Raw genomic sequence first — 25207 nt, 5'->3', positions numbered from 1 at the left:
TAAAATATTTTTCTACGATGAAAACATTATTACTTCCCGCTTTATTTCTTGTTTCTCTTTTTTCCTTTTCACAAAATTTTCAATCAGATAACATTAGTGAAGCAGAAGCTAAAGCAGCTACAGGCTGGTTTGGCAAACCTGTAAATTTAAATACAGGCAATTACGACCTTAAATACCACAGATTAGAATTTACGGTGAATCCATCGCAAGCATTTATAAATGGTAAGGTGACTTCATATTTTGAGGCAAAAGAAGATTTAAACACCGTAACCTTCGAACTTGTAGATAATATGACCGTTTCCCAAGTTACTCAACGTGGAACGACCCTAAGTTTTACACAGAATAATAATGACGAAGTTGTTATTACACTTCCACAAATGCAAGCACAGGGCGTTTTAGATTCGTTGTCGGTTACCTATTCGGGCAATCCCGTTAGTTCTGGTTTTGGTTCGTATGAAACAGACACCCATAACGGCCATCCCGTAATGTGGACACTTTCTGAACCTTTTGGCGCCAAAGCTTGGTGGCCTTGCAAACAGGATTTGAACGACAAAATTGATATGATTGATGTTTACATTACCACCCCACGTTTCGACCCTACAAATGAAGAATATGTTGCTGTATCAAACGGTTTAGAAATGGGACAGACTATAAATGGAAGCAATAAAACCACACATTTTAGACATCAATATCCTATTCCTGCTTACTTAATTGCAATTGCCGTTACCAATTATTCGGTCTATTCGCACACGGTTGCAAACAATGGAAATCCTTTCGAAATTATAAACTACGTTTATCCGGAAGACCTGTCGTATGCGCAAGCGAGTACGCCTGTTACCGTTGATATAATGAACCTGTTCTCAGATCGCTTTGAGCCGTATCCGTATGCGAATGAAAAATACGGTCATGCGCAGTTTGGTTGGGGTGGCGGAATGGAACATACTACAGTTTCATTTATGGGTGGTCTTAACCGCGGATTAATTGCTCACGAACTCGCACACCAATGGTTCGGAGATAAAGTTACTTGTGGCAGCTGGCAAGATATTTGGCTAAATGAAGGCTTTGCAACGTATTTGTCTGGATTGGTAATTGAAGATTTTGACGGCACTGCAGACTTTAAATTTTGGAGACAAGATAAAATTTCTTCCATTACCAGCAATTCTGATGGTTCGGTTTACATTCCAGCGCAAGACACCACTTCTGTTAACCGAATTTTCAGCAGTAGATTAACTTATAACAAAGGTGCAATGGTGTTACATATGCTTCGGAAAAAACTGGGCGATGCAGTTTTCTATCAAGGATTGAAAGATTATTTGGCAGACCCTGCTCTTTCCTATGGCTATGCAAAAACAGGCGATTTGGTTAGAAATATGGAAGCCGCCAGTGGCGAAAATCTTTCAGAGTTTTTTAGTGATTGGATTTACGGAGAAGGCTTTCCTAGATATACTATTCAATGGAATCAAGTTAATGCGGGAAGTATTTATCTGAAAATTTCACAGACCCAAAGTCATCCTTCGGTTTCATATTTTGATGTACCCGTGCCATTACGTATTACCGGTACGCAAGGTGAAACATTAGATATTATTTTGGATAATAACGTAAACAATCAAACCTACCAACCCGCGGTAAACTTTACCGTGCAGAGCGTTCGCTTTGACCCAGAATACGACATAATTTCCAGCAACAACAACGTTGTTTTGGGTACAGATGAATTTGCGCTCGAACAACAAATTGTGTTTTACCCCAACCCTACTTCAGACATAATTAATCTTCAAAAACCAGCAAATTTGGTGGTTGAAAAGGTTCAAATTTTTAATGCATTGGGACAGGTTTTATATTCCGAAGGTGTTTCAGAAACAGTTGACGTTTCAAAATTTGCAAAAGGAATTTTGTTCTTTCGCCTAGAAACTGAGCAGGGAGTTGTGAATAAGACAATCTTGAAACAATAAATTTTTCGCCAGAAATTCGCGAATCTTTTCGTTTAAAATTTCGTGAATTCGTTGTAGTAAGCTTTTCACCTAAAACATAAAAGCATCATAAATAAGCGGGAACACACCCGCTTATTTTTTTTGCACGTTCTAAAAGAGTACTTTTGTGCGATTTTTTACTGAAACCATTGATTATTTAGTGGAGCAGAAAAAGATTAGACAACATCAATTTAGCCTCCATTTAAATGATGAGTGCTTTAAAATTGAGACCATTTTATTAAAATTTCTATTTAAAAACATATGACTCCATTTGCTGTTAAAGCTATACAACTTCTTTTAAGTTTATCCTTATTAATCGTTCTGCATGAATTGGGACATTATATTCCCGCCAAACTTTTTAAAACTCGAGTTGAGAAATTCTACCTTTTCTTTGATGTGAAATTTTCACTTTTCAAAAAGAAAATTGGCGATACCGTTTATGGTATTGGCTGGCTTCCTTTGGGCGGTTATGTAAAAATTGCCGGAATGATAGATGAGAGCATGGACAAGGAACAAATGGCTCAGCCACCACAACCGTGGGAATTCCGAAGTAAACCAGCTTGGCAACGTTTAATAATTATGCTTGGTGGTGTTACAGTAAATATTATTGTAGGCTTCGTTATTTATATGGGTATTCTTTATTTCTACGGAAGAGATATTACCACAAATGCAGATCTACCGCAAGGCTTTGCAATAACACAACAATTTAAGGATTACGGTTTTCAAGATGGCGATCAGATTTTAACTATAAATGGAGAGCCTTTAGATGATATACTTGAAATAAACCGCTACATTTTTGTTCGTGATATTTCAAATGTAGAAGTAAAACACGCAGATGGCAGCATCGAGATTATACAAGTGCCAGACGATGCAGGCTCAAAAATGTTTGAAAGTGGTATTATGCCAGCTTTTACCCCACGACAGGAAATTACAGTCGATTCGGTATTTGGACCCGCTAAAGAAGCCGGAATGCTAGCGAATGATGAGATTGTTTCGATCAATGGAAAAACAGTACACTACCGCGATGAATTCCAAAATATTATTGATGAAAACAAACTTGACGCAAAACAGATTGTTTTTTTAAGAGGAAATACTATTGACACCCTAAATATAACTGCTAACGAAGAAGGGCTAATTGGAATTGGATATTCAAACGAAAAGTTAATTTCACAATTAGGTCAAACTAAGATAGATTATACCTTTGGCGAAAGTATAGTTGGTGGATTCGGTTTTGGTTATAATACCTTAAAAGATTATGTAGTCCAGTTCAAGTATGTATTTACAAAGAAAGGAGCCACCAAAGTGGGTGGTTTTGGAGCCATTGGAAACCTTTTCCCGGGTGTTTGGGACTGGCAGAGCTTTTGGGCAACCACCGCTTTAATATCGATTATTCTTGCGTTTATGAACATTCTACCCATACCAGCATTAGATGGTGGTCACGTAATGTTTCTTTTATATGAAATTGTATCAGGCCGTAAACCGAACGATAAGTTTATGGAATATGCGCAAATGGTAGGTTTCTTTATTTTAATTGCCTTGGTGCTCTTTGCCAACGGAAACGATATATATCGCTGGTTGTTTGAGTAAAACATCCTAGCTTATCACTTTAAAAAAATACTTCGGAAAACCACCGAGGTATTTTTTTTGAAAATTTTTGATGACGTTTCCCTCCCTTTTACGATATATGTAAAAAGGACACGTTGCTTCTTTTCAAGTTAATTCAAACATTTTGGAGATAAGTTTTTGTTCTTTAAAACGAAAAATGTGTCAGTTTATCCAGAAAATTTAAAAAAAATAGGACAATTGTATATATATCGTATCTTTCTGTATTGTTTTGGAACAAATGCATAAAGAAAACAAAAAGAATTTTTACATTTTACCCGCTAACGAAACAGTTTTGCTCATCAAACAAAATGACGCAGCCACGCTGAAAAAATTGTATTTAACTAATTTTTCAAAGGTGAAACGTTATGTACTTAAAAATAGCGGGAATGAGCAACAAGCAAAAGACGTGTATCAAGAAGCATTTGTAGCTATGTGGCGAAATATTAAAAACGATAGGTTTTCCGCTAATAACCAAAGTGTAATTAATGGATACCTTTTTAAGATTGCAAAATACAAATGGTTAGACCACCTGCGATCTGTTAAATACAAAAATACTACGTTCATAAACCGCGATATTGAATACGATGAGCCCGATTTTGAGGTTGACGAAGATAAAATTCAAAAAATTCAAATAATTATGGACTGCCTTAGTAATCTTGGCGAACGCTGCCAAACATTGCTAAAGCTATTCTATTTTGAAAGAAAATCTTATAAAGAAATAGCCCAAATATTGGCAATGGATGAAGCCTCCGCACGTAACGCAAAGTATCGATGCCAGGAACAATTAAAAAAAATGACCCAAACAATCCCCAATGGAAGTTAATAGCCAAATAGAGAACAATCAAGAAAATCACGAACTAATAGATGCATACTTATTAGGAAATCTTGACACCGACGAACTTGCCGAATTTAAAAAGCGGATGAAAATCTTTCCAGATTTTAGGAATGCAGTGAAAGAACAAGAAGCCGCCATGCAAGCTGTGGAAGAAATTAATCTTAAACCTACACTCGATGATTTTCACGAAGAAGTAAAAGATGAGCCCGTGAATATATGGATGTCGCGCGGACGATTGGCTCTAGCTGCATCTTTTTTAATATTAATTGCCGTAAGTAGTTGGGCTATTTTGAAATATGGAAATTCAGCCGAACGAGTTTATGACGCAAATTTTAGACCGGATCCTGGTCTTCCCACTACGATGGGAACCTCATCAGACTACAATTTTTATTACGGAATGGTGAATTACAAGCGTAAAGAATACGCTGAAGCCATTACTAGATGGGAGCTTTTATACGCTGCTGATCCAGAAAATGACACTTTAGTATATTTTCTGGGCGTTGCAAATTTGGCCAACGGTAATCCACGACAAGCCGAAAAATATCTTCAAATTGCCAGAAATGATAGTGAAAGCGTTTTCTTCGAAGAAATAAAACATTATTTAGCATTATCACTATTGAGAAAAAACAATATTTCAGAGGCAAAAACGCTGTTGCAAAAAAGCAAAAATCCAGCAAATATTGCGCTGCTCAAGGACTTACAGGGTCTCTAACAATTCTATACTTATAGTCTCGCTGATAGTACGGAAAACAAATATTGAGAAAGTTTCAAATTTTATTTTGATGGAAATAAAAAATAGGTATATTTGCAACCGCTAACGCAAAATTCCTCCTTAGCTCAGTTGGTTAGAGCATCTGACTGTTAATCAGAGGGTCCTTGGTTCGAGCCCAAGAGGAGGAGCACAGTTAGACAAAGCCTTTACAGAAATGTAGAGGCTTTTGTGTTTTATACAGGTTAAACATAGGTTAAACATTTTCGCTTACTTTGTAACCTACTAACCAATTTTATCCTTCCATTATGGATAGTCTGTTTTCATTTTATTTCGATATGCTATTTATAAATTCGGTTCAATCTGTGAAGGCTTCCTTTATTGGAAACAGTACTCTTCAGAAGAACGGCTATGAATATATTCCAGAATATGATTATTATATGAAGGATGAAATGGTTGAGGACCATGGCGCTATGCCAATTTTTGTAACTGATATTATTAAGCGAGATGATTTTTTAAGTAGGATTTTAGTTTTTGAAAATAGCTCGATACTAAATAATATAAATGATAAAATATCCTCTTTAGATATATCCACAACAAAAAAAGAGTTTATAAACATAATTTTTGATGACATAAACTCGCTTCTGAAAAGAATATATAAATTAGAAGATGATGAGATGCCTATGGTTGAGAATTCGTTGTTGAGCATTTTAAATAGCATTAAAGATAGATATGCCAAGATTATAGAGCATCATCCAGTTTTTAAATATCTTGTTAAGGAATCCGATGTAACCTTTTTCAAAAACAAAGATTTAAAATATAGTTTTTATGTCGATTTATATGAAGTAGCATATTCCTTGGATATAATTCACGATGATGAAATTGATGAGGTTGATTTTATAAATGCTTTCACAGCACCCCAACCTTCAATATTAGAAAAAAGAGTCCGGTTTACTCAAAACAATCTCATTGTCGCTTATTTCTTGGAAAATCTAAAACCATTTTTTCACGGATTTACTCATTCTGCAATTGAGGAAAGTAAAATTTTTCTAAACAAGCAGGGAAAGCCGCTAAGAAGCACTGATATTTATGCAGCTTTATCAAGGGGGAAAACAAAAAATGAAAATGAAAAAACCAAAATAGATATTAAAGTATCTGACCTCAAATCAAAGTATCTGAACTAAACTTACACTCTACCTTACACTATACCTTAATCCTCTCTTACCCTTTGAAAACAAAGGGTTTTTTGTTGCTTTTCTTTGTGTCATTATTAACCCGAATGTGCACATTCATAACACTTAAATGTTATGGAATTCATTAAAGAAGAACTAAATGAAATCAAAGAACTGCTATTAAAATTACACACACAGCAGAAAGAATTTTTTACAGTAGAAGAAGCATCAGAGTATTTAAATATATCCAAGTCAGCTCTCTACAAAAAGACTAAAGCTAAAGAAATAGCTTTTTATCAGCCTGGGGGTAAAAAAATATACTTCAAGAGGGAAGATATTGATAATTGGATATTGAAGGGTCAAGTGAAATCAATTGATTCCACAAGTCTAGAGGTTGAGGAGTATTTGACTAGAAATTCAAAAAGCTAGTCTTATGATTGACTTTATAAGGCTACGGTACAAGGATAAAAGTACTATTGAACCCTTTATTTGCAAGGAGGAGAATTTCGAAGAACTATTAACTGGATTGGAATATCACAGTGGTGAAATACTGTATCCCTTTAAAGTAAACATTGGGAGTATGGAATTAAGCATAAATGATAAATCCGCTTACTTGAAAAATTCAATTCATAGGCTGTATAATGAGGTATACTCTGGGAAGAGCCATAATTATAACGACTTCGGTTATTCAAATTTGGTGGATACAATAAACTATCTAGATAGTAAAACAATAGACCTCAAGAAAACGAAGCTAACACAAATTGAGTTTGGGTTAAATATTAAGTTACCTAAACCAGCAAAAGAAGTAATTTCTAATAATATCATATTTCACAGATTAACACTACACAACCATAATGAACTTTTTGGAGGTAGGGGTAAATACAAACAATTCAACCATTATAATTACTACTTCAAAATTTACGATAAGGCAAAGCAATTTAATTTGAAATATGACCTAATCCGATTTGAATTAAAATATAAAAACAGCAAGGGCTTTGAACCTTTTGGAGTGCATAACATTCACGATTTGAAGAAAAAGGATTGTCTAAGAAAACTTTTTAACGACTTACTGAAAAGATTCGATGAGTTGACAATAATCGACGATATACCTTCAGACTTAATTTATAGCTCACTAGATAAAGTAATGCTGGAAAGGTATTTAAGTTTCAATTATTGGGAAAAGCTTTCAATAAGGAAAAATAGAAATCGTAAGTCCATAGAAATAAAGAAATTTCAAAAACTTCTTGAAAAATATGACTTATTGACAACGAAAAACATACTAAGGAACAGTTTGATTTCAAAATTTGAAGAATTAATAAACATTTAAAAAGTAAAATGACAAATTCCATGGTTACTATAACTGGAATTTGTCATTCATCTAAAAAATAAATTATGGCAAGTATAAATATAATATTAAGGAACAAAGCAAATATAAAAGGTTTATATCCAGTGGTTTTAAAGGTGATTAAAGACAGGAAAATAAAAGTAATCACATTAGGACTTGAATGTTTAAAAACCAATTGGGATAAAGATTCAAGTCAATTCAAAAAAACTGAAAAAAATCATATCCAGCGAAATAGAGTGCTACTTAAACAATGGGACAAAGCTCTAGGAATCATTACAGAATTTCAGCTAGAAAATGTTGATTTCACTTTAAATCAGTTTGAAGAAAAATTCAGAGGTAAAAAGTCTTCAAATATTACCGTTTCAGAATTTTGGAAGGAAAAGATTTCGGATTTAAATGAGGCTGGGAGAACTGGAAATGCAAGAGCCTATAAGGATGTATATACTTCATTTTTCAAATTTCAAAAAAATAAAAATTTAGTATTTAGGGAAATCACTCCTGCCCTACTTGATAAATACGAAACCTATTTACGTAGTAAACGAAACACAGATGGAGGAATAGGTTTGAAAATGCGAGAGATTAGAGCTCTTTTTAATGACGCAATTAAAAAAGGTATAGTAGATGAAAAATATTACCCATTTAAGGTCTATAAAGTTTCCAAGCTTAAAGGGAAAGGAATTAAAAAGGCAATTTCTAGAGATGAAATGAAATTGATGGAGGCACTTAATACAGAGAAATATCCGCATCTCGTTGACACACGAAATTATATGGCATTTAGCTATTATATGGGGGGAATGAATTTTATCGATATGATGAAATTAAAATGGGACAATGTTCAAGGAGATAGGATTTTATATATACGTTCTAAAACCAAGGGTAGATTTACTGTAAAGATGGCTGAGCCAGTTAAAAAGATAATTTCTTACTACAAATCGCAAAACAGACCTACAGAGTATGTATTTCCAATTTTATTAAAAGAAAGACTAACTCCAATGCAAGTTGAAAATAGGAAGCACAAAACCTTGAGAAAATTTAATCAGCAACTCAAAGAGATTGCAAAAATTCAAGGGGTAAAACAAAATGTGACATCTTATGTAATTCGCCATAGTTATGCAACAAATTTGAAGTTTGCAGGTATATCTTCAGATTTAATTGGGCAATCAATGGGGCATAGTGATGTAAGCGTTACAAATTCTTATTTAAAAGAATTCGAAGACACTGTAATAGACGATGCAATGTCAAAACTGTTGGAAGAACCAATACTGAAATATGCATCATAAAGCTGATAAAAAGGGCTCTCATTAATGAGGTCCTTTTTCATTATATACTGAATCTACACAGATTCAAATTAAAAATTATTCAATCTAATATTAACCTTCAAAAACTTAAGAATATGCAATTAAGACAATCAGAAAGAAAACAAGCCAAGATTAAAATGGCTTTACAAGGTTCATCAGGCTGTGGAAAGAGTTTAAGCTCTCTTTTACTTGCCAAAGGACTAACTAATGATAATCTAGCCAAAGTCGCTGTAATAGATACAGAAAATGGCTCAGCAGACCTTTATGCTCATTTAGGTAATTACAATGTATTGCCATTGCAACCACCTTTTACACCAGAAAAATATATTGAAGCAATAGAGGTCTGTGAAAAGGCAGGAATGGAAGTAATAATTTTAGATTCCATTTCCCAAGTATGGGATGAGCTTTTAGATTTTCATTCAAAACTACCTGGCAATTCATTTGCAAATTGGAATAAGGTAACACCAAGACAAAAAGCATTTATCAACAAGATTCTACAAGCAAATGCTCACATTATAGCAACAATGAGAACTAAGCAAGATTATGTACTGCAACAAAAAGATGGAAAATTTGTGCCAGAAAAAGTAGGACTAAAAGCAGTACAAAGAGATGATGTTTCTTATGAGTTTACAATTGTTTTTGATATTGACATAAAACATTTTGCAAGTGCTAGTAAAGACAGAACCAATTTGTTTTCTGGTAGACCAGAATTCTTGATAAGTACAGCAACAGGTAAACGTATTTTAGAATGGTGTACATCCCCTATAAAAGAACAGGATGTAAAACAGAGAATAGAAGAATGTTTATCTGTAGGTCAGTTAATGGAGCTATATAAAGAACACCCTAGTTTTCAGTTACCATTAAAGACTGAATACCTAGCTAAAAAGGAACTATTGGAAAAATTAATTAACCCCAAAAACTTTTCACAAAATGGAAATCACAACAGTAGCACAGCTCAATAGGCAGAGTAATGGAGATATTTATTTTAATGAAGGTAAGCAACAAACTGTACCAGATTTAGAACTACCTTCAGAAAATAAAGTATATAAAAAGAATCCTTTTATAGAGGCTAATACGAAAAGTGTTAGCCTCGCTCATTTAAAGGAGGATTGTGTAATACCAGTATTCAGCAAGGACAATGAAATTACCATTAGCCACAGTCAGTTTATTGAAACTGCTATGGCCAGCGTTGCAAATGTTCTAGGAACAAACCTCAGCAAACCTGACATTAGGATTAGCCATCAAATTAAAGGTAGAACACCAGATGCACTTCAATTACCAATTTCAGAATTGCAAGACCATCAAAAGACCACCTATTATGAAAGAATGGCTTGGATTGCAAGAGTGCCATCCATAACATCTAATATTGGTGGGAATGAGTTGGAATTAACAATTGGTGGTGTCAGAGCCTACAATCAAGAAAACCTGTATAGTAAGAAAAATCCTGAAAAGTTCAAATTCTTCATTGGTTTTCAAAATATGGTTTGTTGTAACCTTTGCATTTCCACAGATGGTTTCAGTAGTGAAATGAAGGCAGATAGTGTTGAGGTATTGAACAACAACATTATTGAATTAGTTGAAGGTTATAATATTGACCAACAATTGACCTATATGACTAAATTTGAGAAACAAAGATTGTCAGAAAGCCAATTTGCAAAGCTAATAGGTAGAGCTAAACTCTTTCAATATCTACCTAAGGATGAAAGAGCAAAATTGCCAGAGCTATTGCTTACAGACAGCCATTTTAATACAATTGCAAAGGACTTTTATGAAGATGAAAGTTTTTGCAGAAATAAAGATGGAGATATTTCCTTATGGAATGTTTATAATCTTTTCACAGGAGCCAATAAGAGCTCCTATATTGATACATTCCTCGAAAGGAATGAGAATGCCTTCACATTTGCTGAAGGTCTCTCAAAGGCAATTGAGGGTGACAGCAGTTACTCTTGGTTTTTGAGTTGAATGAAGGGCTGTTAATAATTTAGCAGCCCTTTTTATTTTTATATGCTATGGAAATTCGACAGTATAAACCCAAACTCTTGATATTCCTTTACTTGTTTCTCTTGAATATTTTTTAGAAAATGGAAAAATTATGCTACATGCTTTATCTACACATTCAATTGAATAATACAATGCCATACCAAGAGTTTGTGCTTTTGTAGCTAAAGGGCAGATATATAAATTTGTAATTTGCTTTTTGCTCTCAACTTCCTTTACAAAATCGCTAATTAATTGGGCTGTAATAAATGGGTCATTTGCCGGAGCGAGTATAAAGTTTTTTGAGTCTAAATCAAATTCTCCTGTAGATGCATCTTCTTCCGCTTTATAAGATTTTAGAATATTTTGTTGGAACATGTCTGCTTGCAAAGAAGGAAAGCCCAAAACTTGAATTTTTTTTGCTTCTTTTTTTTCTTTTGATATATTAATAATCCCTTGATAATCATATCCAGCTCCTAATATTAAATAATCATTATTTGTTTCTGGATTCGGACTACCAAGACATCCCTTAATTTCTCTAATATTTGAGTAATCAAGAGAAAACTCTGTATCTTCTTTTTCCTTATAATTTTGGGGCTCTGAATATATAAAATCAATTTTATTGATTTTTTTTTCTTTTAATAATCTTACAAGAAAAACAATATATGGTCTAAGCATTCCTGTAATATCTATTGCCACATTGCCTTTGGATATTAATTGTTCATTTTCTTCAAAATAGTTTAAAATAATTTCATCTTCATCTTGTAATTTTAAGTCTGAAAAGTTGAAACAATTTCCTTTAAGACCTACTATTTCAATTTCTTCAAATTCATATTCAGGGAAAATCAGCCAATGTTTTTCAATAGCATCAATATTTTCAAATGTGTGCTTTACCCTATGGCTTTCATTATATGCTGATATAAGTAAATCATATTTTAAATGAGTGGATAAGCTATCTGGCGTTACATCCTCAAATTTTTTCTTGTATAAAAAAGAATAGTTCATAATTAATCAAATAAGGAAGGGTTACTAGATTTAGAGTTAAAAGGAGCATTATATTTTAATAAATTTTTACTCCTAATATTCTTGTAATCTCCATCATCTTTAGGCATAAAAATTGACATAATTTCCGCTAAATTTAGGTCTACTATACCTCTTCTGGCCAATGACAATTCCCATTGAGCAGATAATAATCCATTTATTTGATATGTATGATTTCTACTGTTTAAATTTTTATCTCTTCTCCCCGAACCAATTTTAATAATATAAGAATATTGCTCCAAAAATTTTATGATTTGAGCTATCTCAAATGGAATCACTTTTAAGTCAATAGTAAAAGTAGAAATAGAACATTCTGGTGGTAAATTAGAAAATCTCAATTCTCGCAAATAATCGCATAATCTTTCAATGCAATCCTTAATTTGATTACCATTATTACCAGGTACTTTTGCATCTTCGACAAACCAAGTAGAGGTATCATTTATTGCATTTAATTGTGTAGATGAACTTATTTTATTTTCTAGTGAATTGAAGCTTTTCTTTTCTAAATATTCATTCCATCTAAAAATATGTTTCATCGTGATTAGAAAGTGCCTTGGTATACCATTCGATACTCTTATTAAATTATTAAAACCTATATAGCTTTCAATTTTTAAATTGTTTTCTCGATATAAAGAATCAATTATATCAAGCTTATGTTTATCTAATATCCTTCCATGTTGACTATCCTTAGTTGGGTTTTTCGCATAATTATTACAATGCTTTTTAATTAAAGCTGAGACTTCAATCAGATTTTTTCCATTTTTCCATGCTCTGTATAAAAGCATAATGTTAACTCTTTCTAGTATTATATTTGAGCTATGCCTTAAATTATTAATAATTATTTTTTCCTCATTTTTAAACCCGTATGTTCTGAGTTCACTGCCAAGTTTTTCTAAATGCTTTCTACCCCTACCTTTTACATTTGCAATTAATTTATCCTCATCAAAATCTTCAAAATATCTCTCAAAATCCTCTTCTTCAACATTCATATTTTGATGTCGTAACCTCTTAATACAAATTGATTTGATAAATCTTTTATAATTTTTTTGATTCTCTCTGAAAATATTGTCGATATCAATTTGGTCATATTCTGAACCAAATTTTATTTCTTCATCTGCACTCAGTGTTTGTTTTGTTCTAATACCATATCGTCTAGAGCCTATTTTGAAACACACAGGATTTTTTCTTTCTCTAATCAAGGTATTAAAGTATTTTTGTTGGTTCGTAGTGAAATTTTCATATTCATCAAGTAGATATAGAAATTTCACATTTTTAAAAGTAGGAACTTTTAGGGCCAAAATTTCAGGAATTCCGAAAATTAAAGTTCCGGGACTCAACAAAATTTCAACACTTTCAGAAATACTTTTTTTCGTAAATGCCCTATTGTTTATTGAGTAATCAATTTTTTTTTGAAGTTCATTAAAATAGTTTCTTAAATCATCTAAAGTGATGATTTCACTTTTTAAAATATCTCCTTCAAAAAGATTTAGAATATCTTGAACGATTTGTTTACTTTCAATAACTAATTTTGAATCATTTATAAATTTGCACAAGTTATTTAGTACTAATTGACCTAGCCATAATTCTAAGTAATATGAGAATACAGTTTCCCAAGTTTCATCAGTTTCACCTCTTCCATTAAATTTATATCCATTTAGACCAGAGCACCTTAAATATGTACCAATGTAACCATCTTCAATAATTCCATTCACAATATCTTTTTTATGTCTAATTTTTTGCATAGTAAATGAAAAATGCTTCATTATATGGGTTTTACCACTTCCCTTACTACCTAAAATTATCATTGGCATGTCCAATGTAGGCTTAATAAAATCACTAAATCCTACTACAGGGAAATCTACCCAAAATTCATTTAGTTCATTATCAGTATAGTCTACTGCTTTTGTGATATTGAATGGGTTCGTCATTTTATTTTATATACCTTATTATGCCTTTTAAAAATAGGTGTCCAATCATAATTAGTTTCATTAAACCAGAATATAGGTAAAGTATTATCAGGTGTATTATGATTAAAACCGACTAAAAGTTGACTATTGTCGAAACCAAATTTGTTATTTTCTGCATTAATATCTAAATTATTCTCGTCAATATGTGGATCTTGCTTTAAGATTAATGCCTTCATCAATAATTTTCCATAAGTGCCACATAATCCCTTTATAAAAACATTATCAATTTTATTATCACAATTTATAAATATTCTTGAATCTTTTTCAAAACATTTATATGAATCATCTAATTCTAAAATTGAATCTACTACTGTAAAATTTGCATAATCTTTCACATTTCTTTTACCATTTTTACTGGCTATTAGAGGGAAATAATATGTTTTTGCATCTGGAAAGTGTTCTTCTATAAGGGGCATTAAATCACTTGAATAATCAATTGCCTGGCTACCACTCCCACACAAGTCATCAATGAATACAAAATTTTCAATTTCCTCTATATTTTTTCCAATATCCGCTTCAGATATAAACAATTCGATTGGAATTGAATTCTCTGTCCTAAATATATACATTAAGTGAGCGCTGCTTTCTGAGGGATTTCCTAATATTACAAATCTCGTTTTAGATAGCACAATTTCAAATTTTTTGTCAATAAATTTAACATCTAATGTATTATCATTTGCCTTTCGTATATTTTCAATCTGTTTATATTTAAATAAATCTCTATATGCTGAAATCAATAGGGATTTGACTAGAAAGCTGTCAAAATATATAAACTGTGTAAGTAAGTATAATGCAAAAGTTTTTTCTTTTCCTTCTTTAAAATTTTCTAACCAAGAATCGATTTTTACTTTGGATGTCTTTCTGTCCCAAATAGTTTCATTAAGGATTTTAAGCTTTTGGTAATATTTTGTGTTTAAATTTTCCAATTTACTTTTTCTTTAAAACCAACACCCATTCACAAGTTATTACACTTGCTGTTTTATTCCTTTTAGTCATTAAACCGTATGACTTTATATCATCAATTAGTCGGCAAATAGTTATCATTCCATTAGCTTCGGCAATCTGTTTCAAATAATCCTGTGTTTTAAATTCGTAACCACAAACTTTATTATTAGCTGCTACGAGGACTAAGTGTTTTTTTGGCTTCAGAACCCTTATCGACTCCTTTATGGCTTGAGTCATTTCCAATAAATAATTTGAAGCGATATGGGCTCTCAAAGGATTTATTTTAAAAATTTCATTGAGTAAAAAGTCAGCATCTTCAATACCACTCTTTTTTAAGGCTATATATTCTGATTTTGAATAATTTTCTCTACCAATATTTTCTTTATCTAAAATTTTTAATTCATTTGCTTTAGAAAGTCCAGTCCAGCCTAAGTTTAGACTTGAAGCTCTAATATATTTCTGGGCTCCTGCATATGGAGGTGATGAAATTATTAAATCTATAGAGTTATCTTTCAGATTTAATTTTCTAGCATCATTTGACAGTATTTTTGCTATTGCTTCATTAGCCGAAATAACTTTTTTTTTATTTTTAAACCTAACAATATTCGCATCTACAATCTCAATAAATTTTTCATTTACATCGACTTTTTTTAAAGAGTTGATTTTTTTCTCATTTTTTATTCTATATGGATGATTTTTAGAGTATTGTTCTATTTTCAATCTTACAGGAACAGATACTCTAGAGTCCGCAAGACTTACCTTTTTGACACAATTTGAAAAGCAAAGTAGAAAAAAGTTTCTATATTTTTTGCTTTTTATTGAATTGATTGCTAGAAGTATAGTGTTTAATTGTATTTTAATATGTGGTAAGAACCAATAATCTAAATTAACTACATCAGGAAATTTATTATGCTCTGTTAAAAGCATAATTTCTTTTTTAATTTCATTTCTCAGCCTAGCAAGTGTTTTAATATTATAGTCATTTATTTTGACATCTGAAATGAGCCTTGCCAATGGATTTGAATCACTCCCATAGGCATTCATTCCAGCAATTATAGACTCCAATAAAACGGTTCCCGAGCCACAAAATGGGTCTAAAACAGAATCTCCTTCTGTGACAAAGTAATCGTTGTTTAAAAAATAATAGGGAATATTGGAAAGTAATTTTGCAGGATATGTATGAATTATATGAGTTGCTCTATCAACTGTATTTAAATGGGGTACAAGTTCTCTAAAATTAACCTCAATTGGATTTTTGCTTTTAGAATATTCTTCTAAAAATTCTATAAAACTGTCCTTGTAATTTATTCTTTTTTCCACGTTGGTAAAAATAGGATAAAAAATCTAGAAAAAATTTTGAACACATATTAGTCTTATCGTAAACTACCCTGCTCAAAACCCCCACTCAGTTTTGGAAGGGAAACTCCCCCCTACCACTTTTCAAATAAAAGTTTTTTCTAGCAGTCTATTATTATTTCAAGTTGATAGCTGAGGTTAATTGTTGCGTGTATGGAACTAAGCAGGGAGAATTTATTTACAACTCAAAAATCAAAAACAATGGTAAGAATTATTAATTACAAAGAAAGAGAAAAGGAAGATGGAACATCATTCTTCGTTCTGGAATTGCAAGGTGGTATTGAGATGGTTTTAAGCAAAGTTACTGGCAGCTTCTATGCTACTGCAAAGAGAGCCTTTATACCTTCAACATTTGATGAGATGACCTGTAATGGGCTAATTGGCACAGAAATGCCAGGAAGCATTGTTAAAGAGGCTTGTGAGCCTTTTGAATATATTGTCAAGGAAACTGGCGAAGAAATTACTATGTCCCACAGATGGGTATATTCAACTGATGAGGTTATAAAGCCAAATCAAGAGCACAATGTAATAGCTAACTCTGATGTATTTTCCAAGAATGGAATCTTAGAGCCAGCAATGTAAAAAACAACAGCCTAGTCTATTTTAGATAGATTGGGCTGTGTTTTAAAATAACTTAAACCCAGATTTACTTTATTATTCAGGTATGAACTGACCTTCAAGAAAATAAGTATAGCTGCATATGGTCTAGCTTATAATCAATTATAGCTGAATATGCATAAAGGAATATATTAATAAACTTGAAGGTAAGAGTAAATTGGAGTAAATAGCTTTTGAAAAGCCTAAAGAAAGAAAAGGACCAAAAGAAAGAAACTTCATAGCTCTCTCCATCCTCCATATGTGTATAAATTTGAGAAGAATTTCGCTGTAGTGTTTCAGAAAGAAACTTCTTTTTCAAAGGTATATGAAAATAATTAGAATAGTACGGATTTTAAACAAAAAAACAATGAATATTTCAGAGATAAGTGTTTCATATTCAACAAGTACACAAAAGAAACTAAAAGTAAATAACAGCAAAGATTCTGCTGAAATTTTATTGAATTCTTGGTGTAAAAATACGCTTGAATTACAAGAAGAATTTAAAATTTTAATGCTTAATAGGTGTAATCAAATTTTAGGTATTTATCCACTTTCAAAAGGTGGAGTTTCATCAACTATTGTAGATGCGAAATTGATATTTAGTGTTGCTTTAAAATGTAATGCTTCAAGTATAATTTTGGTTCATAATCACCCAAGTGGTAATTTAAATCCAAGTGAAGCAGATAAAAGTATCACTCAGAAGTTAAAAAAAGCAAGTCAGTTTTTAGATATTGAGCTTCTAGACCACATTATATTGACGAAAGATGATTTTTATAGTTTCTCAGATAACGGATTGATAAAATAATCCTGTTTTTTCCATTTCTATATATAGTGAATTGGAAAAAACGGGACTTTTTGTCTTTTGTTTATTTGTAAAGGAGAGAGAATATAGCTTTTTAAGCCTAATAATGTATGCGTTTAATTCTTACAGATTAGTATTAATAGCGGTATTTTATATTTCCTGAAGATTTTTTACTAAATCACAAAGATTAACTCCAAGATTATCTGCAATTCTTTTCAAAGTAAATAAAGTAGGGTTAGTTCCTCCAGCTTCAAGACGACTTAAATTGGATTTTTCAACATTACATTTAGCTGCAAGATCTTGTTGAGGAATATTTCTTTCCTCTCTTAACTTTTTTACTCTCTTTCCAATTGCTAACTGAAGTTGCTCTTTATTATCCATTATAAAACACCTAATTTACTAGTTACCAAATATGATAATTAGGTGTACTGGCTTGGTTATCATAAATGATAAAATAAGTAAGTTTGTTTAACTAACTAAAATTTTAAATGATGAAATATATAATCATAGTTGTAGTATTAATTCTAATAATAGTCCTCTTTAAAAATTGGTGGGAAAATAACTGGAGAAGTTATTATGGTGAAGGAATCAGAAAATTTAGAAAGAAGGATTATTATGGAGCAAGTGAGCAACTATTTAAAGCCAAATTGAAAAATCCTAATAAATGGTTAATAGCATACTATTGTGGTTTAGCAGATAAACATCTTTCAGATAGTATGAATAGTAGGGAGGCTATTGAAACTAAAAAATTTGCTATAAGCTCCTTTATTGATTCACTTGTTTTAAATCCAAATCATTTGAAGTCTAATAATATGATAGAGATGATTTTGTGTGATGAAAAAAACCCTGCTGTTTTACGAGAATTGATAAAAGCTACAAGAGCTAAATTATTAAACACATCTAATGAAATTAAAAATCAATTTGAGTACATAAACGAAATTCAAAAAACTTTATCCTCAGATATTGAAAAAATGGGTATGAAAGGACAGATTAAATTTATTTATGAAGATAAATTTTCTTTATCTAAAGAAGATAATAATATAGTGGAGGGAGAATCTTATGATACAGGTATTGAGTTTGAATTTGATAAAGTTGGTAATTTGATAAACTCAAATAGAAATCATTCAAGTCCATTTATTACTAAAAAGCCAGTTATTGTGTATGATGAAGAAGGATTAAAAATTGAAGAGAAATTATACAACCAAAATGGAAAACTTGAGTGGAAAAGTATATTTAAATACGATGATGAGGATAGGTTGATTGAAAAAATAAACTTTAATGTTGAAGGAATTGGTTTGGGTAAAATAACTTTCGAATATGATGAACAAGGAAATAAAATTAAAAGTGACTTATATACATACAATGAAAGTTTTTTTGGTGAAATTTTGTACAAATATGATAAAGTGGGGAATCCTTTAAATGAGTATAGTGAAGATATTTTTTGTAATCCTATTATTGTAAAAAGGAAAATTAATTATTATAAAAATGATGTGATATACTACAATTAAGACATTTGATGAAGAATTTTAATGCTATATGTGAATTGAATTTATTATCTCAAAGCGGTATTTACAATAGAGATAAAATTGAATGGTGGCTACTTAAATATGAGCAGGAATATCATAATCTGTTTAATATTTTAGAAACAGAGAAAGTAAATTTTACTCATCTACGAAACCTAAGTAAATATAAAGAAGAGGCACAATTTTTAGATACCTATGAAGTGCTACTTAAAATTGCAGATTTTTACAGAAATGAAGCTTATTATAAAGAGGAAGTTGAAATGTATTATTCCATAAAAGATAGCAAAGTAGAGTCAGAATCTTGGTTAGAAAGAAATAAATTAGTTGAAGGTAAGAGGTACAAAGAGTTTGTTTCTTTGTTTCAAAATACTACAAAATTATCTGGGTATGAATTGGTAATTCGCTATCCACTTTCCTTGCCTCTCAGCATCAAACTGGATGAAGCAGACTATAGGAATACACTTAAGTTTTTAGAAATTTTGGAAAGGTCCAAAAAACTACAAATTACCGGAATAATCAATGAAATTAAACATTTAGAGGTTTTTGAAAAGAAGATTACAAAAACTACTGATGGAGAAACTCATAAGAGAGCATTTACTAGACGGAATATTATTATTTCTAAAGACGATGAATATGGAAGTGAACTGCTAATTAAGTTTATGGATGACAAAACGCAACATTTAAAAGACCTTAAAACAGGTCAGAGAATTAAGGTATATGCTGACTTAACAGGAGGGAAAAATGAAGCTGACAAACTAGGCTATTCTTTAAGTCTTTTAGGTTGGGATATAGAAATTTTAAAATAATAAAAGATGGAAATAATAGGAAAGATTAAAGTGTTGAATGACACTCAAAACATAGGTGATAATGGCTTTAAAAAGCGTGAAGTAGTTATTACTACTGAAGAACAATATCCGCAGCACATTTTAATAGAATTCACCCAAGACAAATGTGATTTACTAAATAGATACGCAGTAGGTCAAGATGTGAATATAAACATCAATTTCAGAGGCAGGGAATGGATAAATCCTGAAGGTGTGCCAAAATACTTTAATTCCATTCAAGGCTGGAGAATAGAGCTGTTAAATGGTCAAGAGCCTATGTTAAACAACCCTCCAGAAATAGAACCAGTAAGTTTTTTGGATGAACCAGATAATGACTTACCATTTTAATAAGGTATGTGTAAATCCTTATTAAAAGAATTACGCTTTGAAATTGGAGAGCAGTATGAGCTAAATGAATTCTATTTAAAGAGTATTGAATCAACTTTTAGTAATGGTTTGGAATATGACAATTACCTTTACATTAAACAGGATTTTAAATCAATTTTTGGATTAAAATTAATAAAGGATATAGAACTGGAATATAACGGAGATATACTAACAGGGATTAAATACGTCTTTAAAGTAGACGACTTGGAGGAACTGGTAAAAAGGCTAAATTTCTTATTTCCAAAAAATATAAAGTTTAATGAAAACTCAAATTCAGCTACTTTTAGGTTAAGTAATTCTACTTGTATCAAGTTTAAAATTACGTTAACTACTTTGTTAATTTTGAAGGTTTATAAAATCTCAGGTTAAACATAGGTTAAACATTTTAGCTAAAAAGAGTCAAAATATGAAATCAAGAGATAATGGAAAATCTTTTAAACCCCTGTATATGCTATGTTTTGCAAACAAATGAAAGAATATGAAAGCACACCTTTACTGACTGTTAATCAGAGGGTCCTTGGTTCGAGCCCAAGAGGAGGAGCACAGTTAGACAAAGCCTTTACAGAAATGTAGAGGCTTTTGTGTTTTTGGTGGGTACCTATCTATCAAATTTAGGGAGTTTATAGGTTCTTCTTTCCTCCTATTTCTTATCTCACCTTTTAAAAACACCTTAACCACTCTAATATCAATAATTTACGAGGCATTAAGCACTTAAATTATCACATTTTAATTACACTTTATTTGCATTTTAATTACATTGGAGGTAAATTGGGTATATGAAATTTGAGCCCAATTTAATTATCACTCCAAGCCAGACGAAAAATTTGCTAGAGATAGAAAGACATAAAGAGGCGCTAATTATTTTTCCCATTTCGGCACCATTTATCGTTTCGCTACGTGAAACTTCACAATTGCTTTCAACGCACTTTTCAACTCAAATAGGAGGAAATTCACTCACACAAAGTGATGTAAAACAGATAATTGAAGGTAATGATGAAGAATTTTTAAGTCAGGATCACGATATTCGAGAAGTGCGAAACTATTTTAAAGCATTGGAATATGTAGCCCAAGAATGTAGAAAAAAAACAGCTATCGATGAAAGACTGATTAGCACAATACACAGCTTGGTTTTTACAGGAGCCAAAATAAATAGCCCTTATAGGAATAGCGATAATGAAATTAAATATGGTTCCACAGGCAGTATTGTATATATGCCGCCTGAAGCAATTGAAGTAGCTTCTTTAATGAAAGAACTTGTTACGTGGATTAATGATTCAATACTCGCCGAAGAGCTACCCGCTCCCATTATAGCTGGATTGGCGCACTATCAATTTGCAACCATTCACCCCTATTACGATGGCAACGGTCGCACAGCCCGATTACTTACCACATTTATACTCAATATCACTGGTTACGGAATAAACAGTATCTATTTTTTGGAAGCATATTATGCGAAGAATCCGTTAGATTATTATAAAGCATTGACTACCGGAAAGAGCCAAAATTATTATGATGCCCCCGCAGATACAGATATGGCTCCTTTTTTAGAATATTTTCTGAGCGGAATGGCAGTTTCGCTTAAAAGCGCTCGAGATATAGTACAGCAAATGATCAAGGAAGAAAACCTTGGATCCCTTGAAAGTTACAATGAAAAACTACGGGAACTAAGCCCACAACAACGCCAACTTCTTTCGTTGTTTTTAAAACATAAAGAAATTTCGATTCAAGACGTTGCAGATTTCTTTAAACTTAATACACGCAGTGCATATGGCTTGGTCAAAAAATGGATTGATGGTGAATTTATAGAAATAGGAAATACATCTAAAAAAGCCAGAACCTATATGCTCACCCCACAATGGGAACAATTGATTGTTGAAGGAAATTTGGAATTATAAGAAATTTAATACAAACCCTTGCCGCACTTAACTTAGCAGATTTATAAATACACTTGGCAATTCCTCGAAATATTTAAAACTCGTAAGAAAAACATAAATATAAATCAAGAAAGAGATTTTGTTTTATTACCTATTCTTCTTTCGGAACAATAATTCGAAAATAACTAAATTTGGTCTCCAATAATTCTGGCCTCATAGTTCAATGGATAGAATAGAAGTTTCCTAAACTTTAGATCCAAGTTCGATTCTTGGTGAGGCTACAATACATATTTCAAGTTCCCCCGAAATTTCGGGGCCCTCTCAAAACGCACCACTATTTTATAATAATTTTAAGGAGTGCTCAGTTTTATTTCACTTAATTTATACCTTTATTTTATTTATTAGTTATGAACGAAAATAGAATTGCCTTTTTTATAATTACTGGTGTCCTCGCTTTTGTAGGAATCCTTTGGTATGCTTTTGAAAACCCAGCATTGAATCCTCGTTTGGAAGAAGAAACATATACGATAATACGCAAATGGGATATGCCCGTGGAACTAAATGAAATATCCGGGATTACTTGGATTACTAAAGATAAAATTGCCTGTGTTCAAGATGAAGAGGGAATAATTTTTATTTTCAACCTCAACACAAACCTTATTGATAAAAAAGTGAATTTCGCCAAATCTGGTGATTTCGAAGGGCTCGCCATCTTAGATAGCACCGCTTACGTAATGGAAAGCAGCGGCCGCCTTTTTGAAATAAATAATTATCTAAAAGCTAATTTTCAAGTAAAAGACTACCAAACTCCTTTTGTTGGAAAAAACAATATGGAATCTCTTGTAGCAGATTCACTCAAAAATAGATTGCTGTTTATAGCAAAAGATAAAGATCCGAATAGTGACGCATTTAAAGGTATTTATGCCTTCGATTTAACCACTAAAAAAACAAAATCGCTACCTGTTTCTAAGATTCCGCTAAACCATACAATTTTTAAATCTAAAGATGCAGATGATGATGTGGAAGCTACAACAAACTTTTATCCATCAGATATGGCTATAGACCCGATAAGTGGGAATTTCTATATTATAGAAGGGAAAAATCAGCGATTATTAATTATGGACAGCATTGGCAAACCAATACGAATACATAAATTACACAACGAATCCTTTCCACAACCAGAAGGAATAACCTTTGCTCCAGACGGAACACTTTATATTTCTAACGAGGGAAAAAATGGAACTGCAAATATTCTAGAGGTTGAATTTGATAAGTAAGAATTAATACTTATCCATCAAATTTGTTAACATAATCTCGGTCATTTCATCTAATGAAATTTGGCTTTTCCAGCCCCAATTCTTTTGCGCTTCACGATCATCTATGCTTTGTGGCCAGCTATCTGCAATAGCTTGTCTAAAATCTGGCTCGTAGCTAATTTCAAATTCAGGAATATGCTTACGAATGCTTGCTGCTACTTGCTCCGGATCAAAAGTCATACCTGCAAGATTATAGCTATTTCTAATCTGAATTTTCTCTTTTTCAGACTCCATAATTTTTACGGTGGCTCTAATCGCATCGTCCATAAACATCATGGGTAATGTAGTTTCAGCATTTAAAAAACAAACATATTTTTTGTGTTTTAATGCTTTGTGATAAATATCTACCGCATAATCTGTAGTACCACCACCAGGCATAGTCTTGTAACTTATAAGTCCAGGATAGCGTATACTGCGAACATCTACTCCATAGCGATTAAAGTAATACTCGCACCAGCGCTCGCCAGTTTGTTTACTTATTCCGTAAACCGTGCTAGGCTCCATTATGGTGTGTTGTGGCGTATCAGTTTTTGGTGTTGTGGGTCCGAAAACCGCGATGCTGGAAGGCCAAAATATTTTGTCAATCTTTTTTTCCTTCGCTAAATTTAAAACGTGAAAAAGTGAATTCATATTCAGATTCCAACCTTTCATAGGGAATTTCTCTGCAGTGGCGGAAAGCATCGCTGCCATCAAATAAACGTCGGTAATTTCGTGGCGAATTACCACCTCCTCTACCGCATCATAATCCATAGTGTCCAAAATCTCGAACGGTCCACTCTTCATAAGCTCCTCGTCTCCTTCACGAATATCGCTAGCTATTACTTTATGGCTACCGAATTTTTCGCGTAAGTAGATTGTTAACTCCGTACCTATTTGTCCGCAAGCCCCTATAATTAGAATCCTTTTTTTCATCTCTTTATTTTTTCAAAAATGTGATGTAAATATACGTATTATGAATTCGCTCAGAAGTTAAAAATTTTATGTGCCATTTCACTTATAACCAGTATCTTTGAGCATTTTCTAACAGATATGAAATTAACAATCTCACTTTTATTAGTCCTCGGCCTAGCTTTTTCTTGTAAAAATGCTTCCGATGAAAACAATAATCAAGCTCCAACCAACGATGCTTCTATAATTTTTGGCGACAAAAATTATAATTTCCCACCACTTTCAGAACCCGCAAAAATACAAGCTGTAAATTGGGGTGTTTTAGAAGATTTTCTTGCCGAAGCAAAAAATGCGAATGGAAGTAACTATCAAGACCTGCGCAACAGCACGGAAAATTTAAGGCAATATGCAGATTCGTTATTAAAAAAGATTCCAGATACGCTAGACACAAAACCTATTTACAGTAGATTGATGGTCGTAAAAACACGTACCGTTTTGCTTCATCAAATTTCGCATCAAGCAGCTATTGATTCGCTGAAAGTAAAGGAAAGTTTGGACGAAATGAACATAGCTGTAACCAATCTAATTATTCAACTTAACGAGAAATTTCAGAAGGATAATATAGATTTCCAAAGAAAAGATAATGAGGAAAGTGAGCTGAAAAAGCAACAACGTTACAAAGACTCTATCATGAATTTAGAACTTCAGGATAAAAAGAATAAAAAAGTGTAACATTCGCACTGAAAGTACAACTTATACTTTCAATATAATTTCGAGTA

The 25207-nt window shown here is 32.1% G+C and carries 25 protein-coding genes and 2 tRNA genes; 21 read left to right on the top strand and 6 right to left on the bottom strand.

Annotation, left to right across the window (positions count from 1 at the left end):
• Positions 1-17 precede the first annotated feature (17 nt).
• The 11 genes from AC3RVG_RS05670 (at position 18) to AC3RVG_RS05620 (ending at position 10893) form a co-directional block, all read left to right on the top strand.
• Positions 18-1949, top strand: coding sequence for a M1 family metallopeptidase (locus tag AC3RVG_RS05670; protein ID WP_489690467.1), 1932 nt, complete (start codon positions 18-20; stop codon positions 1947-1949).
• 279 nt (positions 1950-2228) lie between these two features.
• Positions 2229-3554 (top strand): RIP metalloprotease RseP, encoded by a 1326-nt coding sequence (gene rseP, locus AC3RVG_RS05665; protein ID WP_489690466.1) that lies wholly within the window; start codon positions 2229-2231, stop codon positions 3552-3554.
• A gap of 256 nt (positions 3555-3810) precedes the next feature.
• Positions 3811-4395 carry an RNA polymerase sigma factor gene (locus AC3RVG_RS05660; protein ID WP_489690465.1) on the top strand — a complete coding sequence of 195 codons (585 nt, stop codon included), beginning with the start codon at positions 3811-3813 and terminating at the stop codon, positions 4393-4395.
• Complete coding sequence (locus AC3RVG_RS05655; protein WP_489690464.1) at positions 4385-5119, top strand: hypothetical protein; 735 nt, start codon at positions 4385-4387, stop codon at positions 5117-5119. The genes AC3RVG_RS05660 and AC3RVG_RS05655 overlap by 11 nt, the downstream gene beginning before the upstream one ends.
• Before the next feature lie 114 nt (positions 5120-5233).
• A tRNA-Asn gene (locus tag AC3RVG_RS05650) sits at positions 5234-5307 on the top strand.
• A gap of 174 nt (positions 5308-5481) precedes the next feature.
• A complete protein-coding gene (locus tag AC3RVG_RS05645; RefSeq protein WP_489690463.1) occupies positions 5482-6300 on the top strand; it encodes a hypothetical protein in 819 nt (272 codons plus the stop codon).
• A gap of 123 nt (positions 6301-6423) precedes the next feature.
• Entirely contained in the window at positions 6424-6717 is a 294-nt protein-coding gene (locus AC3RVG_RS05640) for a helix-turn-helix domain-containing protein (RefSeq protein WP_489690462.1), read from the top strand.
• Between the two features lie 4 nt (positions 6718-6721).
• Entirely contained in the window at positions 6722-7615 is an 894-nt protein-coding gene (locus tag AC3RVG_RS05635) for a hypothetical protein (protein ID WP_489690461.1), read from the top strand.
• 65 nt (positions 7616-7680) lie between these two features.
• A complete protein-coding gene (locus AC3RVG_RS05630; protein WP_489690460.1) occupies positions 7681-8913 on the top strand; it encodes a phage integrase SAM-like domain-containing protein in 1233 nt (410 codons plus the stop codon).
• A gap of 113 nt (positions 8914-9026) precedes the next feature.
• Positions 9027-9893 carry an AAA family ATPase gene (locus AC3RVG_RS05625; protein ID WP_489690459.1) on the top strand — a complete coding sequence of 289 codons (867 nt, stop codon included), beginning with the start codon at positions 9027-9029 and terminating at the stop codon, positions 9891-9893.
• The gene (locus tag AC3RVG_RS05620; protein WP_489690458.1) at positions 9862-10893 is read left to right on the top strand and encodes a DUF3871 family protein; all 1032 of its coding nucleotides are present in this window, start codon (positions 9862-9864) and stop codon (positions 10891-10893) included. Before AC3RVG_RS05625 ends, AC3RVG_RS05620 begins: the two co-directional genes overlap by 32 nt.
• A gap of 45 nt (positions 10894-10938) precedes the next feature.
• On the opposite strand, the gene AC3RVG_RS05615 is transcribed toward AC3RVG_RS05620, so the two are convergent.
• From AC3RVG_RS05615 to AC3RVG_RS05600, 4 genes are read right to left on the bottom strand one after another with little or no spacing between them, the layout of a single operon-like run.
• On the bottom strand, positions 10939-11913 hold the full coding sequence (locus AC3RVG_RS05615; RefSeq protein WP_489690457.1) for a hypothetical protein: 975 nt from the start codon (positions 11911-11913) through the stop codon (positions 10939-10941).
• 2 nt (positions 11914-11915) lie between these two features.
• Positions 11916-13877 carry an ORC-CDC6 family AAA ATPase gene (locus tag AC3RVG_RS05610; protein ID WP_489690456.1) on the bottom strand — a complete coding sequence of 654 codons (1962 nt, stop codon included), beginning with the start codon at positions 13875-13877 and terminating at the stop codon, positions 11916-11918.
• Complete coding sequence (locus AC3RVG_RS05605) at positions 13874-14842, bottom strand: phosphoribosyltransferase-like protein (RefSeq protein WP_489690455.1); 969 nt, start codon at positions 14840-14842, stop codon at positions 13874-13876. The genes AC3RVG_RS05610 and AC3RVG_RS05605 overlap by 4 nt, the downstream gene beginning before the upstream one ends.
• Position 14843: 1 nt before the next feature.
• Positions 14844-16181: a hypothetical protein gene (locus tag AC3RVG_RS05600; RefSeq protein WP_489690454.1), complete on the bottom strand. Its 1338-nt coding sequence runs from the start codon at positions 16179-16181 to the stop codon at positions 14844-14846.
• Positions 16182-16370: 189 nt separating this feature from the next.
• On the opposite strand from AC3RVG_RS05600, the gene AC3RVG_RS05595 reads away from it, so the two are divergent.
• Together AC3RVG_RS05595 and AC3RVG_RS05590 are read left to right on the top strand one after the other, a co-directional pair.
• Positions 16371-16799: a hypothetical protein gene (locus AC3RVG_RS05595; protein WP_489690453.1), complete on the top strand. Its 429-nt coding sequence runs from the start codon at positions 16371-16373 to the stop codon at positions 16797-16799.
• 382 nt (positions 16800-17181) lie between these two features.
• Positions 17182-17619: a JAB domain-containing protein gene (locus AC3RVG_RS05590; protein ID WP_489690452.1), complete on the top strand. Its 438-nt coding sequence runs from the start codon at positions 17182-17184 to the stop codon at positions 17617-17619.
• Positions 17620-17766: 147 nt separating this feature from the next.
• Here the strand turns inward: AC3RVG_RS05590 and AC3RVG_RS05585 are convergent, their stop codons facing one another.
• Positions 17767-17997 (bottom strand): helix-turn-helix domain-containing protein, encoded by a 231-nt coding sequence (locus AC3RVG_RS05585; RefSeq protein WP_489690451.1) that lies wholly within the window; start codon positions 17995-17997, stop codon positions 17767-17769.
• Positions 17998-18104: 107 nt separating this feature from the next.
• Between AC3RVG_RS05585 and AC3RVG_RS05580 the strand changes: the two genes are divergently transcribed.
• The 7 genes from AC3RVG_RS05580 (at position 18105) to AC3RVG_RS05550 (ending at position 23501) form a co-directional block, all read left to right on the top strand.
• Positions 18105-19124, top strand: coding sequence for a hypothetical protein (locus AC3RVG_RS05580; RefSeq protein WP_489690450.1), 1020 nt, complete (start codon positions 18105-18107; stop codon positions 19122-19124).
• 8 nt (positions 19125-19132) lie between these two features.
• Positions 19133-19945, top strand: a complete 813-nt coding sequence (locus tag AC3RVG_RS05575) for a DUF3127 domain-containing protein (RefSeq protein ID WP_489690449.1) — start codon at positions 19133-19135, stop codon at positions 19943-19945.
• A 6-nt stretch (positions 19946-19951) separates the two neighbouring features.
• Complete coding sequence (locus AC3RVG_RS05570) at positions 19952-20311, top strand: DUF3127 domain-containing protein (protein ID WP_489690448.1); 360 nt, start codon at positions 19952-19954, stop codon at positions 20309-20311.
• A 6-nt stretch (positions 20312-20317) separates the two neighbouring features.
• Positions 20318-20719, top strand: a complete 402-nt coding sequence (locus AC3RVG_RS05565) for a hypothetical protein (protein ID WP_489690447.1) — start codon at positions 20318-20320, stop codon at positions 20717-20719.
• Positions 20720-21126: 407 nt separating this feature from the next.
• Entirely contained in the window at positions 21127-22245 is a 1119-nt protein-coding gene (locus AC3RVG_RS05560) for a Fic family protein (protein WP_489690446.1), read from the top strand.
• Between the two features lie 188 nt (positions 22246-22433).
• Positions 22434-22505 (top strand) — tRNA-Arg (locus AC3RVG_RS05555).
• Between the two features lie 126 nt (positions 22506-22631).
• Entirely contained in the window at positions 22632-23501 is an 870-nt protein-coding gene (locus tag AC3RVG_RS05550; RefSeq protein ID WP_489690445.1) for an SdiA-regulated domain-containing protein, read from the top strand.
• A gap of 3 nt (positions 23502-23504) precedes the next feature.
• Here the strand turns inward: AC3RVG_RS05550 and AC3RVG_RS05545 are convergent, their stop codons facing one another.
• Entirely contained in the window at positions 23505-24452 is a 948-nt protein-coding gene (locus AC3RVG_RS05545; protein ID WP_489690444.1) for an NAD-dependent epimerase/dehydratase family protein, read from the bottom strand.
• A 117-nt stretch (positions 24453-24569) separates the two neighbouring features.
• Between AC3RVG_RS05545 and AC3RVG_RS05540 the strand changes: the two genes are divergently transcribed.
• On the top strand, positions 24570-25160 hold the full coding sequence (locus AC3RVG_RS05540; RefSeq protein ID WP_489690443.1) for a hypothetical protein: 591 nt from the start codon (positions 24570-24572) through the stop codon (positions 25158-25160).
• The last annotated feature ends 47 nt before the right edge of the window (positions 25161-25207 follow it).

The organism is Aequorivita sp. IT1282 (assembly GCF_058068205.1).
Note: the sequence above shows the minus strand (reverse complement) of the source record. Positions and strands in the feature narration are given on the sequence as shown.